This window comes from Streptococcus caledonicus (genome assembly GCF_042656225.1).
In the GTDB taxonomy this organism is placed as follows: Bacteria; Bacillota; Bacilli; order Lactobacillales; family Streptococcaceae; genus Streptococcus; species Streptococcus caledonicus.
The window spans coordinates 1-14,762 of record NZ_JBHSOJ010000019.1; the positions used below are offsets into that span (position 1 = coordinate 1).

12 protein-coding genes and 1 pseudogene are annotated in these 14,762 nt (G+C 36.6%); 11 read left to right on the top strand and 2 right to left on the bottom strand.

Going from position 1 to position 14,762, the window contains the following annotated elements:
- Positions 1-1,094: pseudogene (locus ACFPQ3_RS08185) on the top strand (transposase); the annotation flags it as partial.
- Positions 1,095-1,144: 50 nt separating this feature from the next.
- Here ACFPQ3_RS08185 and ACFPQ3_RS08195 read toward each other — a convergent pair.
- Together ACFPQ3_RS08195 and rlmH are read right to left on the bottom strand one after the other, a co-directional pair.
- Positions 1,145-1,852, bottom strand: coding sequence for a YoaK family protein (locus ACFPQ3_RS08195; RefSeq protein ID WP_156807142.1), 708 nt, complete (start codon positions 1,850-1,852; stop codon positions 1,145-1,147).
- A gap of 24 nt (positions 1,853-1,876) precedes the next feature.
- Positions 1,877-2,356, bottom strand: a complete 480-nt coding sequence (rlmH, locus tag ACFPQ3_RS08200) for a 23S rRNA (pseudouridine(1915)-N(3))-methyltransferase RlmH (protein WP_156807143.1) — start codon at positions 2,354-2,356, stop codon at positions 1,877-1,879.
- Positions 2,357-2,552: 196 nt separating this feature from the next.
- Between rlmH and ACFPQ3_RS08205 the strand changes: the two genes are divergently transcribed.
- The 10 genes from ACFPQ3_RS08205 (at position 2,553) to ACFPQ3_RS08250 (ending at position 14,297) form a co-directional block, all read left to right on the top strand.
- On the top strand, positions 2,553-3,752 hold the full coding sequence (locus tag ACFPQ3_RS08205; RefSeq protein ID WP_156807144.1) for a S1C family serine protease: 1,200 nt from the start codon (positions 2,553-2,555) through the stop codon (positions 3,750-3,752).
- Between the two features lie 63 nt (positions 3,753-3,815).
- Positions 3,816-4,586: a ParB/RepB/Spo0J family partition protein gene (locus ACFPQ3_RS08210; protein ID WP_156807145.1), complete on the top strand. Its 771-nt coding sequence runs from the start codon at positions 3,816-3,818 to the stop codon at positions 4,584-4,586.
- Positions 4,587-4,786: 200 nt separating this feature from the next.
- On the top strand, positions 4,787-6,148 hold the full coding sequence (dnaA, locus tag ACFPQ3_RS08215) for a chromosomal replication initiator protein DnaA (protein WP_156807146.1): 1,362 nt from the start codon (positions 4,787-4,789) through the stop codon (positions 6,146-6,148).
- Positions 6,149-6,301: 153 nt separating this feature from the next.
- Entirely contained in the window at positions 6,302-7,438 is a 1,137-nt protein-coding gene (gene dnaN / locus ACFPQ3_RS08220) for a DNA polymerase III subunit beta (RefSeq protein WP_156807147.1), read from the top strand.
- A 123-nt stretch (positions 7,439-7,561) separates the two neighbouring features.
- On the top strand, positions 7,562-7,759 hold the full coding sequence (locus ACFPQ3_RS08225; RefSeq protein ID WP_156807148.1) for a DUF951 domain-containing protein: 198 nt from the start codon (positions 7,562-7,564) through the stop codon (positions 7,757-7,759).
- 120 nt (positions 7,760-7,879) lie between these two features.
- Positions 7,880-8,278: a helix-turn-helix domain-containing protein gene (locus tag ACFPQ3_RS08230; protein WP_156807149.1), complete on the top strand. Its 399-nt coding sequence runs from the start codon at positions 7,880-7,882 to the stop codon at positions 8,276-8,278.
- A gap of 83 nt (positions 8,279-8,361) precedes the next feature.
- On the top strand, positions 8,362-9,477 hold the full coding sequence (ychF, locus tag ACFPQ3_RS08235) for a redox-regulated ATPase YchF (RefSeq protein ID WP_156807150.1): 1,116 nt from the start codon (positions 8,362-8,364) through the stop codon (positions 9,475-9,477).
- Between the two features lie 72 nt (positions 9,478-9,549).
- Positions 9,550-10,119 carry an aminoacyl-tRNA hydrolase gene (gene pth, locus ACFPQ3_RS08240; protein WP_156807151.1) on the top strand — a complete coding sequence of 190 codons (570 nt, stop codon included), beginning with the start codon at positions 9,550-9,552 and terminating at the stop codon, positions 10,117-10,119.
- Positions 10,112-13,624 carry a transcription-repair coupling factor gene (mfd, locus tag ACFPQ3_RS08245; protein WP_156807152.1) on the top strand — a complete coding sequence of 1,171 codons (3,513 nt, stop codon included), beginning with the start codon at positions 10,112-10,114 and terminating at the stop codon, positions 13,622-13,624. Before pth ends, mfd begins: the two co-directional genes overlap by 8 nt.
- Positions 13,625-13,742: 118 nt before the next feature.
- Positions 13,743-14,297 carry a helix-turn-helix domain-containing protein gene (locus tag ACFPQ3_RS08250; protein ID WP_156807153.1) on the top strand — a complete coding sequence of 185 codons (555 nt, stop codon included), beginning with the start codon at positions 13,743-13,745 and terminating at the stop codon, positions 14,295-14,297.
- Positions 14,298-14,762: the final 465 nt, after the last annotated feature.

The window sequence follows — 14,762 nt, forward strand, 5'->3', positions numbered from 1 at the left end:
AATGCCAATAAGTATAGTTTCGTGTGGAAAAAGGCTACGGATAAGTTTTCCGCCAAACTTCAAGAACAGATACAGGTCTATTTCCAAGAAGAAATCACACCCCTTATCCATCAGGCCATTGTGCTGGATGAAGAAGAACCTATTACCTCAGAACAGTTAACAGAGTTCACTCAAGTCCTTGAAGAAGAATTGGCTAAACTAAGCCAAGCCATTGAGGGGGAGCCTGTAAAAGGAAAGGACGACCGTAAAACTCAACGTCGTAAACTCAAGAAAGTCCTGCGTAAAGTTAAGGATGATTTTTCAGTACGCGCTGAAAAATACGAGAGATATCAGGATACTTTCGAGGGACGCAATAGCTTTTCTAAAACAGATACAGATGCCACTTTCATGCGGATGAAAGAAGACCACATGAAGAATGGTCAACTCAAACCAGGCTATAACCTCCAAATCGCTACTGAGAACCAATTTGTTCTTCACTATGATGTCTTCTCAAATCCGACAGATACTAAAACTCTTTTGCCATTTTTCGAAACCTACCCACATGATGTGAAGACCGTTGTCGCAGATGCTGGATACAGCAGTGAAGAGAACCTTCTTCGCTTGAATGAAAGCAATGTGAACCATTTGTTTAAGTATGCCATGTTTGATAAAGAGCAGAAGAAAGGGTATAAACCGTCAGCTAGGAACTTAACGAATTGGCACTATGATGACAAAGAGGATAGCTATACTCATCCTGACGGGTGGTGCTATCGTTTTCACCATGTCAAACATCAGAAAACACAGACGGACTTTCAACAGGAAATCAAGGTTTACTACGCCGATGAACCTGAAGTAGCCCTCAAAAGGGACTGTATATCAACGAACATTATCAGCACTTAAAGGCTAAAGAATGCCAAGCACTTTTATCTCCCGAAGGTAGACAGATTTTCGCTCAATGCAAGATTGATGTGGAACCTGTCTTTGGGCAGATAAAGGCTTGTTTGGGTTACAAAAGATGTAACTTAAGAGGCAAATGTCAGGTGACAATTGACATGGGATTGGTACTTATGGCCAATAATCTTCTAAAATACAGTAAAAGAACAACTCAAAACTAAAAAGCTAGAGTTCCACTATTAGGAATCTCTAGCTTTTTTGTCGCTGAGAACTACTTTTGTCTCAGACTTTTTTTCATTTCCTGTTCTTTCCAATTTTTTTCGTTCCAAAGGCTGAGGTTAATGTAAAAAAGTGGTAGTATAACAAATCCTAAACCATATTCTCCTAAATAGTTTGAAATAAAAGTAGACAAGGCAACTCCTAATGCAAAAGTAAAAATAATCAAAAATATATTTCTACCTGCTTTTTGGAGCTCTGTATTTTTCTCAATTAAGCCTTTGAATAATAAAAAAGCACCATTTTTGACATTTCCAGTCATCATAACGTTAGCATAAGGAGCACCTCTAAGTTTTCGAAAGGATTCTACCTGAATGGAAGCAACTAGAGCTAAATTTGCCATTGTAAAAAATGAGGGTAAAATAGGTGTCAATAACACCGTAATGACGATAATTATCTGCATAATAACACTAGCTCCAAAATGCCAAAATATATTTTTCCTGACAAACCAGCGACGAACAAGATAAGTAACACATTGGCCCAACATAAAAAATATAATAGGGATTGTAAAATTAAGAACTTTTTGCCAATTCCCTTGAGCCGAATGGTAAGCCCACATAATCACATTGCCAGATTGTACCCCCGCAAAAATGCCGTTCTGAGTAACAAATGTAAAGGCGTTAATATAGCCACTAATAAATGTCAAACAAGCTGCAATACGTAAGCCTTCAAAAACGCGATAATTTTTCACTCTATGTTTCATTTTTTCTCACTTTAATTGATTTTTTTACTTATGATAGGGGCTTCCCTGTTGAATCATAAAAGATCGGTATATTTGCTCAATCAGAACAAGTTTCATTAACTGATGTGGAAGAGTTAATTTGCCAAAGCTCATCAATAAATTAGCACGTTTTTTGACACTAGGTGCTAACCCTAGGCTCCCTCCAATAATAAATGTTATGTCTGAGTAACCTTTAACAGTAATATTTTCTAAAATTCTACTAAATTTTTCTGATGGAAATTGTTCTCCTTCAATTGCCAACGCTATGACAAATTCCCTGTCTGAAATTTTTCTTAGAATACGACTAGCTTCCTTTTCCATAATTGATTGATTTTCAGAATCACTAGCTTTATCTGGTGTTTTTTCATCTAGGATCTCTACCATTTCTAATTTACAAAATCGTCCTAAACGTTTTTGATATTCAGCGATACCATCTTTTAGGTATTTTTCTTTTAGTTTTCCTACCGTTATCATTTTTATTTTCATACTTTAATTATACCACAAATATTTTTCAGAATAAGTTATCCACAGTTTAAATCATAAGATTAACCTTATAGTTAGAGGTGTTTTGGTCTTTATCCACAAAAGTTTTCCACAAGTTGTGGATACTTTTATTTTTCATCAGTTTAAGGTATAATTAAGTCAATTTTCTTAAACTGATGGCAATTGGAGGTCATTCAACATGAAAAAAAATCTATCTTTTATTTTAAAATTTATTTTACTCGTCGGTTCTGGTTTTTTAGGAGGAGTAGTGGCGACATTTTTGATATTACAAAATAATTTTGTTTTATCTAAATTGTCAGGAAATTCATCTCCAACTACAAGTATTAGCAATGTGAGCTATAAAAATACTAGTGATACAACTTCAGCAGTAGCGTCTGTACAAGATGCTGTTGTATCTGTGATTAATTATCAAAGACAACAAAATAATTCATTGCAAAATATCTTTGATAATTCTACATCTAGTGAATTAACTGTAGCTAGTGAAGGTTCTGGGGTTATCTATAAAAAAGATGACAAGTCAGCCTATGTTGTGACAAACAATCACGTTATTGAAGGGGCTCAACAAATTGAAATATTATTTTCTGATGGTTCAAAAGTCGTCGGTGAATTGATTGGAAGCGACACCTATTCTGATCTTGCAGTTGTTAAAATTTCATCTGACAATGTCAAAACAATAGCTACATTTGCAAATTCTGAAACATTAACGGTTGGTGAGACTGCAATTGCTATTGGTAGCCCTCTTGGATCTGAATATGCCAATTCTGTGACTGAAGGTATTGTATCTAGCCTTAGTCGTACTGTTACAATGAAAAATGAACAAGGTCAAACTACCTCTACAAATGCTATCCAAACGGATGCTGCAATCAATCCTGGTAACTCAGGTGGTGCTCTTATCAATATTCAAGGACAAGTCATTGGTATAAACTCTAGTAAAATTTCATCAATCTCTACTTCACGATTAAATGGTTCTTCAGTTGAAGGTATGGGCTTTGCAATTCCTTCAAATGATGTGGTTAAAATTATTAATCAATTAGAGAAAAATGGAAAAGTCAATCGTCCAGCTCTCGGTATTACAATGGCAAGTCTAAGTGAATTATCTACTAATTTTATTTTCCAACTAAAACTACCCGAAGAAGTAACTTCTGGAATTGTTATTGCTAGCGTTCAAAACAATATGCCTGCTTCTGGTAAATTAGAAAAATATGATGTCATTACAAAAATTGACGATAAATCTGTAGCTTCACCAAGTGATGTACAAAGTATTCTTTACGGTCACAGCACCGGTGATGCTATAACAGTTACTTTCTACCGCGAAGGTAAAAAACAAACTATTGATATCATTCTTGATAAAACCACTCAGGATTTGAATTCAAATTAAGTTGACAGACTTTATTACTGCCTTTACAATAGTGTAAAGGCAGTTTTTTATTTAGGAGAACAGATGACAGAACATTTACAGATTATAAAGATTGATCATATCCAAAAAAATCCCTATCAACCTAGATTACAGTTTAATCAGGAAGAATTGAAGGATTTAGCAAATTCCATTTCTGAAAATGGTTTAATTCAACCGATAATTGTCAGAAAATCTTCTATTTTTGGCTATGAATTGATTGCAGGAGAACGTAGACTGAGAGCTTCTAAAATGGCTGGTTTAATTGAAATTCCCGCTATTATCAAAAATATTTCTGATGAAGATAGTATGAAGCAAGCTATTATTGAAAATCTCCAGCGCTCCAATCTCAATCCAATCGAAGAGGCTAAAGCCTACCAACAAATGATTGACAAAAATCAAGTAACACATGAAGATTTGGCACGATACATGGGGAAATCCCGACCATATATTAGTAATCTTCTTCGTTTATTAAACCTGCCAAAACCTATTCAGGAAGCTGTTATTTCTGCTCAACTATCTCAAGGACACGCACGTGTTCTTCTAAGTATCAATGATGTAGAAAAACAACTTTTTTGGCTAAAAGAAATTCATGACAAACAACTCAGTGTTAGACAATTAGAATCACTCATTCTTGGAAAGAAGAAAAAAATCCTTCCGACATCAAAAAATCTTTTTATTACCCATTATGAAAAAGAACTAAGCCAAAAGCTTGGCCTTCCTGTCAGCATTACATCTGACAAATCACACCGAGGGAAAGTCAGTATCCAATTTTCTAACCAAGAAGATTTCCACAGAATTATCAACAGCCTAAAATAAGCTGTTGATTTTTTTATTTCTAAACATCATTATCCACAAAAAAATCTCAAACAAACCTTTATTTTATCAAGTGTTTCAGGGTTATTCACAGGTTGTGGAAAACTTTTTTCTACAATGTGGATTATTTCTAAAATACTTGTGGAAAACTTTTTTTAAATATGTTAGAATAAAACAACTAAACATACAGATAAGGAGACAAGATGACCGATAATGAACTACGATTTTGGAATCGGGTTTTGGAATTAGCAAGACAAAAATTTTCACAAGCTGTTTTTGATTTTTTTATTGCTGATGCTAAACTCATACGTATTTCAGATCATGTTGCCACTGTCTTCATGGAAGAAAAAAAAGAACTCTATTGGAAGAGCAATCTTACTGATATCGTCTTAACTGCAGGTTTTGAAGTCTTCAATCAAGAAATCTTGATTGACTACATTTTTGAAGAACCTATTGATGAAGATAGTCTGGAAGAATTTCAGTCACCAATCCAAACTTTAATACCAGAAGATTTTTTATACCAATCACCGGTTATTTCAGATTTAAATCCTAAATATCGTTTTGATAATTTTATTTCTGGTAAGGGAAGTCAGTGGGCACTGGCTGCCGCACTTGCAGTCGCTGGAAGTCCAGGAACCGTCTATAATCCTCTTTTTATTTGGGGAGGTCCTGGATTAGGAAAAACGCATTTACTAAATGCTATAGGAAACAGTGTCCTTGAGGATAATCCACGCGCTCGAATTAAATATATTACAACTGAAAATTTCATTAATGAGTTTACAACTGCTATTAGATTAGGCACAATGGAAGAATTAAAAGAAGCCTTTCGCCACCTTGATGTTCTATTAATTGATGATATTCAATACATGGCCAAAAAAACAATGGCAGGCACTCAGGAAGAATTTTTCAATACTTTTAATGCACTTCATTCAAATAATAAACAAATTATTCTTACTAGTGATCGAGCTCCTGAGCAGCTAAATGATTTAGAAGAACGTCTAGTATCACGCTTTAGTTGGGGACTAACCCAAGATATTACACCGCCTGATTATGAAACTAGGATTGCTATTTTACAAGATAAAATCCAAGACTATCCTTACCAATTTTTACCAGCTACTATAGAATATCTCGCAGGGCAATTTGATTCAAATGTTCGTGAGCTTGAAGGCGCTCTTAAAAACATCAGCTTAGTCGCTAATGTCAAGAAAGTGGATACAATCACTGTTGATATTGCAGCTGAGTCCATTCGTGCTAAAAAACAAGAACCTTTAACGATATCTGTTATTCCTATCGAAACCATCCAAACTGAGGTTGGTAAATTCTATGGGGTCTCCGTTAAGGAAATCAAGTCAACTAAAAGAAATCAAAATATTGTCCTAGCACGTCAAGTTGCTATATTCCTTACTCGCGAAATGACTGATAATAGCCTCCCAAAAATTGGTAAAGAATTTGGTGGAAGAGACCATTCAACTATCCTTCATGCCTATAATAAAATCAAAAATATGTTAAAAATAGACGATGGACTTCGTATTGAAATTGAGACATTAAAGCAAAAAATAAAATGACTTGTGTATAACTAGATTACTTTTTAGCTCTTTTTCCACAAGTTATCCACAGTGATAATACCTTTATCTTATCAAAAAAAGAAAACTTTTCCACGTTATCCACAAGTCCTACTACTACTACTAATCTAATACTTATAAAATAAAGGAGAATCCATGATACATTTTTCAATTAATAAAGCCTATTTTTTACAAGCTCTAAATGCAACCAAAAGAGCTATTTCATCAAAAAATGCTATTCCTATTCTTTCAAGCTTAAAATTAGAAATCACTAATTCAACTATTATCTTAACTGGATCAAATGGACAAATTTCTATAGAAAATACAATTTCAAGTCAGGATGATAATGCAGGTCTTCTCATTACTCAACCAGGTGGTATTTTATTAGAAGCTAATTTCTTTATTAATATTGTCTCTAGTCTTCCAGATGTTACTTTAGATTTCGAAGAAATTGAGCATCATCAAGTCGTTCTTAGAAGTGGAAAGTCTGAAATCACATTAAAAGGGAAGGATATTGATCAGTATCCTCGTTTACAGGAAGTAATAACAACTAATCCACTTTTATTTGATACTAAAATTCTTAAAGATATCATTTCTCAAACTGCTTTTGCTGCTAGTACACAAGAAAGTCGTCCTATTCTGACTGGTGTACATATGACATTGAAAAATCATAAGTTCTTTAAATCAGTTGCTACAGATTCTCATCGTATGAGTCAACGACAAATTGAACTTGAAAAATCAACAGAAGATTTTGATGTGGTTATTCCAAGTCGTTCCCTTCGTGAATTTTCAGCTGTTTTTGGTGATGATGTGGAACAAGTTGAACTATTTTTATCGCAAAGTCAGGTTCTTTTTAGAAGTGAACATACTTCATTTTACACACGTCTTTTAGAAGGAAATTATCCAGATACAGATCGTCTTCTAACAAATACTTTTGAAACAGAGGTAACATTTAATTCTTCAGCTCTTCGTCAATCAATGGAACGTGCGCAGCTTATTTCAAATGCTAGTCAAAATGGAACTGTTAAGCTGGAAATTAGCAATGGCAAGGTAAGTGCCCACGTTAATTCTCCAGAAGTTGGTAAAGTTAACGAAGAAATTGATGTTATTGAATTGACAGGAAATGACCTAACTATTAGTTTTAACCCAACTTATCTTATTGATGCACTAAAAGTTTTGAAGAGCACAACAGTTGTCATTCGTTTTATTTCTAATGTTAGACCTTTTACTTTAATTCCAGGTGATGATACTGAAAACTTTATTCAATTGATTACGCCTGTTCGTACAAACTAAAGTTAGTTTATGGGATTTGGCTTATATTAAGCTATTCTAAAACTTTTTCATATTTCATAGACACTCAGCTTTCTTTGCTGGGTGTTTTTTTGATATAATGACAAGAAGTAAAAGGAGCAACAAATGTATCAATTAGGATCTGTAATAGAAATGAAAAAGCCACATGCTTGTACGATTAAATCAACTGGAAAAAAAGCAAATGAATGGAAGATTATACGTTTAGGAGCAGATATCAAAATACAGTGTACTAACTGTGAACACGTTGTGATGATGAGTCGACATGATTTTGAACGAAAGATAAAAAAAGTTCTGCAACCCTAGAAACCTTTTCTATTCAGCTTTTCTAGCAGTTGCGCAACGGTTGGTTGCCATAAAAAGTGCTAGTCTGCTTTCATATTATTGATTATAATGAGGCTAGAAAGAAGAAAGGTGGATACAGTAATGACTATATTTGCAGAACAGCTCAAAAAACTTCGCCAAAAGAAAAATATTTCGCAGGAAGAGTTAGCCAAACAGTTATTTATTTCACGTCAAGCTGTTTCAAAATGGGAAAATGGTGATGCAACACCTGATTTGGATAATTTGGTCAAACTATCTGAGATTTTTACTGTTAGCTTAGATGAATTGGTTAATGGTAAAAAGTCTGTTCCTACCAAAGAAGATGATGACAATTTACATCTTCTAAGAGGACGTGAATACGTGATTAATCCTGAAACTGGAAAGTATGAGAAAAGAGATGGCTTAGCCATTTTTATCGACCTTATTTCAGAATACTGGTGGATCATCTTTTTTGTGCCGCTCTTTGTGATGTGGATAAAAATAATTATCGATTTATTTTAGTGGCTCTTGCCAATCAGCAAGCTTTTTTCTTGTTTTTTTGGTATAATACTCATGATTGAATTGAGAATGGAGAAATAGAAAATATGGCTTTAACAGCAGGTATCGTTGGTTTACCAAACGTTGGGAAATCAACCCTATTTAATGCGATTACAAAGGCTGGTGCAGAAGCTGCTAACTATCCTTTTGCGACCATTGACCCAAATGTAGGGATGGTTGAAGTACCAGACGAACGTTTACAGAAGTTGACAGAATTGATTACACCAAAGAAAACTGTCCCAACAACCTTTGAGTTTACAGATATTGCAGGGATTGTAAAAGGGGCTTCAAAAGGGGAAGGCCTTGGAAATAAATTCTTGGCCAATATCCGTGAAGTAGATGCCATTGTCCATGTTGTTCGTGCTTTTGATGATGAAAATGTCATGCGTGAGCAAGGGCGTGAGGACGCTTTTGTGGATCCATTGGCAGATATTGAGACCATCAATTTGGAGTTGATTTTAGCTGACCTTGATAGCATTAACAAACGCTATGCGCGTGTGGAAAAAATGGCGCGTACGCAAAAAGATAAGGATTCTGTGGCTGAGTTTAACATCTTGCAAAAAATCAAGCCTGTTCTTGAAGATGGTAAATCAGCGCGTACCATTGACTTTACAGATGATGAACAAAAAATTGTCAAGCAACTTTTCCTTTTAACCACTAAACCAGTGCTTTATGTAGCAAATGTTGACGAAGATAAAGTTGCTGAACCAGATGATATTTCTTATGTGCAACAAATTCGTGAGTTTGCGGCAACAGAAAATGCTGAAGTGGTTGTGATTTCAGCACGTGCCGAAGAAGAGATTGCTGAGCTGGAAGATGAAGATAAGGCAGAGTTCTTAGAAGCTATTGGTTTGACTGAGTCAGGCGTAGACAAGTTGACCCGTGCTGCTTATCACTTGCTGGGTCTCGGCACTTACTTTACAGCTGGTGAAAAAGAGGTGCGTGCTTGGACCTTCAAGCGGGGGATTAAGGCGCCACAAGCGGCTGGTATTATTCACTCTGACTTTGAAAAAGGCTTTATACGTGCCGTGACTATGAGCTACGACGATCTCATGCACTATGGCAGTGAGAAAGCGGTCAAAGAAGCTGGTCGCCTTCGTGAAGAAGGCAAGGAATACATCGTTCAAGATGGGGACATCATGGAATTCCGTTTCAATGTCTAAACATATTGTTAAAGTATGAGGCCTGTGTCTTATACTTTTTTCTGCTAGATGAGAGGAGTTAATAATAATCACATGGTAAAACTAATTGTCGGTTTGGGAAATCCAGGTTCAAAATATCACGAAACCAAGCACAATGTTGGCTTTATGGCGATTGATTTGTGGGCTAAATCCTTAAGCGTCACTTTTTCAGAGGAGAAGGTCTTTAAGGCAGAAGTTGGCTCAACTTTTGTCAATGGTGAGAAGGTTTATCTGGTCAAACCAACTACATTTATGAACCTTTCAGGAATTGCTGTACGAGCTTTACTAGCTTACTATAACATTCCTATTGAAGATCTTATTGTCATTTACGATGACCTGGATATGGAAGTTGGTAAGATTAGATACCGTCAAAAAGGCTCAGCAGGTGGTCATAATGGGATTAAATCCATTATTGCAGAATTAGGAACACAAAAATTTGATCGGATTAAAATTGGTATTGGTCGTCCCAAACAGGGAATGACTGTTGTCAACCATGTTCTTGGTCGCTTTGAATCCGATGATTATATCAGGATCACAATGACCTTGGATAAGGTAGTTGAATCTTTGGAGTATTATTTGAAAACAAATGATTTTGAAGGAACAATGAGGCGATATAATGGCTAATATTGTAGAGTTATTTGGTCAGCATAAGACCTTAGTCGAATGGCGAGATAAGGCTCCATTATTAGGACGTCAACTCATCATGGGTTTATCGGGAAGCAGCAAGACTTTAGCCATTGCTTCTTACTTTGTAGAAGAAGGTGGAAAGCTAGTTGTTGTTACGGCTACTCAACATGAGGCAGAGACCTTAGCTGCTGATTTGATAAGTTTGATTGGCGAGGAAAATGTTTTTCAATTCTTTGCGGATGATATTGCCGCTGCAGAATTTATTATGGCTTCTCAAGAAAGAGCCATATCGCGTGTTGAGGCTCTAAATTTTCTAGTGGATGATGAGGCGTCAGGTATTCTCTTAGTTAGTTTGATTGGTACTCGGATTTTACTGCCGAATCCAATGGACTATGTTGCTCAGCTATTGACCTTAGCAGTCAGTGATGAATATGATTTAGAGACTTTAACCAAGCAACTGCTCATGATGGGCTACACTAAGGTTAGTCAGGTGATGAGTCCTGGTGAGATTAGCCGTCGAGGGGATATTTTAGATATCTATGATAGTAAAAATGACAAGGCTTATCGCTTGGAGTTTTTTGGGGATGAGATTGACGGGATTCGTCTTTTTGATGTGGAAACGCAAAAATCATTGGAAACTCTAGATGAGGTTCAACTATCTCCTGCTGAAGAAATGATTCTGACGAGAGATGATTTGGCGCGTGGTCAAAAACGACTGGAAAAAGCGTTGCAAAAAACAGCTAAGGACAATCCTGCCCATGACTGGTTAGTCGAGCTGATTTCTGTAACCGCAGATGGTCACAAGCACCGAGATATTCGCAAATTCCTCTCGTATTTCTATGAAAAGTCTTATACCTTATTGGATTATATTCCAAAAGGGACACCACTTTTTATTGACGATTTCCAAAAATTGGTTGATCGTAATGCCCGTTTTGATTTGGAAGTTGCTAATTACTTGACAGAGGAACTCCATCAAGGAAAATCTGTTAGTGATTTAATTTATTTTGCAGAGAGTTATCAGACCATTCGCCAGTATCAGCCAGCGACTTTCTTTTCTACCTTTCATAAGGGGCTTGGGAATATCAAATTTAACCAGTTGCATAACTTGACCCAGTATGCCATGCAGGAATTTTTCAATCAATTCCCACTCTTGGTTGATGAAATCAATCGTTATCTTAAAAATAAGGCAACAATTGTGATTCAAGCAGACAGTCAAGTTGGTCTGGAAAAATTACAAGAAACCCTTCGAGAGTATCAACTAGACTTACCAATTGTGGCTGCAGGTGCTATTGAGATTGGTCAGGCACAGCTGGTTGTAGGTCATTTGTCACATGGGTTTTACTTTGCTGACCAAAAATTGGTACTAATTACGGAAAAAGAAATTTTCCATAAGACCATCAAGCGCCGTATCCGTCGTCACAACATCAGCAATGCCGAGCGCCTTAAAGATTACAATGAACTGGAAAAGGGAGATTACGTTGTTCACCATGTGCATGGTATTGGACGGTTCATGGGGATTGAAACCATTGAAATTAAAGGTGTCCACCGAGACTATCTTACGATACAATACCAAGACGCCTCAACCATTTCCTTACCTGTGGAGCAGATTGAGAGCCTATCAAAATACGTTTCGGCAGATGGCAAAGAGCCGCAAATCAATAAACTTAATGATGGACGATTTAAGAAAACCAAGCAGAAGGTTACCAAGCAAGTCGAAGATATTGCGGATGACCTCTTAAAACTCTACGCTGAACGCAGCCAGTTAAAAGGCTTTGCTTTTTCACCAGACGATGATAATCAGCAGGAGTTTGATGACGATTTTCCTTATGTGGAGACAGAGGATCAGCTACGCTCTGTCAAAGAAATTAAGACTGACATGGAAAGTGACCGACCAATGGATCGTCTTTTGGTTGGAGATGTTGGATTCGGTAAGACAGAAGTCTCAATGCGAGCAGCCTTTAAAGCGGTTAATGATGGTAAGCAGGTAGCTGTTTTGGTACCGACAACAGTCCTAGCTCAGCAACATTACACTAATTTTAAAGAGCGCTTTGAGAACTATGCTGTCAATGTTGGTGTCCTCAGCCGTTTCCAAAGTAAAAAAGAGCAGACACAGACCCTTGAGAAACTAAGTCAAGGGCAGGTGGATATTATTATTGGTACCCATCGTCTCTTATCAAAAGATGTGGCATTTTCAGATTTGGGACTGATTGTGATTGATGAGGAACAACGATTTGGAGTAAAACACAAGGAAAAATTAAAAGAGCTGAAAACTAAAGTTGATGTTTTGACTCTAACGGCAACACCAATCCCAAGAACACTGCACATGTCTATGCTGGGCATTCGTGATTTATCAGTGATTGAGACACCACCAACCAATCGTTACCCTGTCCAGACCTATGTGATGGAAACCAATCCTGGAGTGATTCGTGAAGCTGTTATGCGTGAAATGGACCGTGGTGGTCAGGTATTTTACGTTTACAACAAGGTTGAAACGATTGAGCAAAAAGTATCCGAACTTCAAGATTTATTACCCGAGGCTAGCATTGGCTTTGTTCATGGTCAGATGAGTGAGGTACAACTGGAAAATACCCTCCTTGATTTCATTGATGGTCAATATGATGTGCTTGTGGCAACGACAATTATTGAAACAGGTGTCGATATTTCTAATGTTAATACCCTATTTATTGAGAATGCTGATCACATGGGCTTGTCAACCTTGTATCAATTACGTGGTCGTGTTGGCCGTAGTAATCGTATTGCCTATGCTTATCTCATGTATCGTCCAGATAAGATTTTGACAGAAGTTTCAGAAAAACGCCTTGATGCGATTAAAGGCTTTACGGAGCTGGGGTCAGGTTTTAAGATCGCCATGCGTGATTTGTCCATTCGTGGGGCTGGTAATATTTTAGGGGCATCGCAGAGCGGTTTCATTGATTCCGTTGGTTTTGAATTATATTCACAGATGTTAGAAGAAGCGATTGCTAAGAAGCAGGGCAAATCGCAAGCACGTCGCAAAGGGAATGCGGAACTCAACCTTGCTATTGATGCCTATCTTCCAGCTAATTACATCTCAGATGAACGGCAAAAAATAGCCATTTACAAACGTATCCGTGAAATTGAAAGCCGAAAAGATTATCAAGAGTTACAAGAGGATCTTATAGACCGTTTTGGAGAATATCCGGATCAAGTGGCTTATCTCCTTGAAATCGGTCTCGTCAAAAGTTACATGGATGCTGTCTTTGTCAATATGGTTGACAGAAAAGACAACCAATTGATTGTTCGATTTGAAAAGGTTGCTCAAGCACTGTTTTTAACGCAAGATTATTTTGAGGCTCTATCAAAAACCAATTTAAAAGCCCGTATCAGTGATGACAAGGGACAGATGGAAATCATTTTTGATAGCCGTGGTAAAAAAGACTACGAAATCTTAGAAGAACTTTGTAAATTTGGTCAGGGATTTGTGGCTATAAAAGAACGAAAAAATCAAGATAAAAATGCTTAAAAATCTCATGAAATCAACATGTCAAATCCTTTTGACAAAGAAAACCCTAGCTTGACAAAGAAGTTGTATGGTAAACTAGTGGGTAAAAGATTAGACTAAACTCATCAAGGAGGTCGAAATGGAACTACACAGTCGTTTGGTTGATTTACGGAAAAGTAAGCAGCTTTCCCAAGAAGAATTGGCAGAGAAATTGTATGTTTCACGGCAAACCATTTCTAACTGGGAACGTGGTAAGACTTATCCAGATATCAATTCACTCTTACTGATAGCTACCTTTTTCGATGTCTCCTTAGATAATCTAATCAAAGGAGATGTTGACATTATGAAACATCAAGTCGATCAATCGCAGTTCAAGAAGTGGCTGAAAGCTACTTGCCTATCGTTTTTTACTCACTCATTTATTCAGCCACTTGGGCGCTTTTATCAAATAGATAATTTTCAAATTCTAAATACCCTATCATTATTGCCTGTATTTTACTGTCTGCATAAGCTGTATCAACTAATGAAAAACCATAAATTACAGACTTATAGTCAAATTATTGATTTTGTGAACAATAAAGAAAAAAGTGACTTTTCTTGGTTAAGAGAGGGAAAGCTTGTAGTAATCATAATTTTTATACTTTGGTTTTTAATCATTTTAGGACAGTTTATCGGAACACTACTATTTCACTGAGGTTGAGACAAAAATATCTCAACCTTCTCTTTTTGATAGTAATAACAGATTGGCGCAGTGGTTGATTGGAGGTCTGTAACTGGACCCTTCTTTCATTTTCAAGTGTCCACCTAAAATAGTCCACTGGACTATTTTAGTACCACGCAATCGTTAGCGGCCATCCTATACGAATGTGATGAACGTCGTTCATCTTATTTCCAACCTCCAAAAATCTCACAGACCTTGGGAACTGTGCGGAGGTGGGAGTGAAAGTGTCCAGTGGACAGTTTCAGCCTGAGCTTAGAAATCAGAGAGCGAAGGGAAGTCAAGACTTCGAAATCATGACTTCTTATACGAAAACTTCAAAAAAAGTGCAAAACTTCCTCCCCCTATGTTACAATATAGGCGAAAAATTTTTAGTTTTGGATTGTTAGCTCGTCTCTAACAATCTTTTTTGTTGGCAAAATTCAGAATAAGTTAATTGAT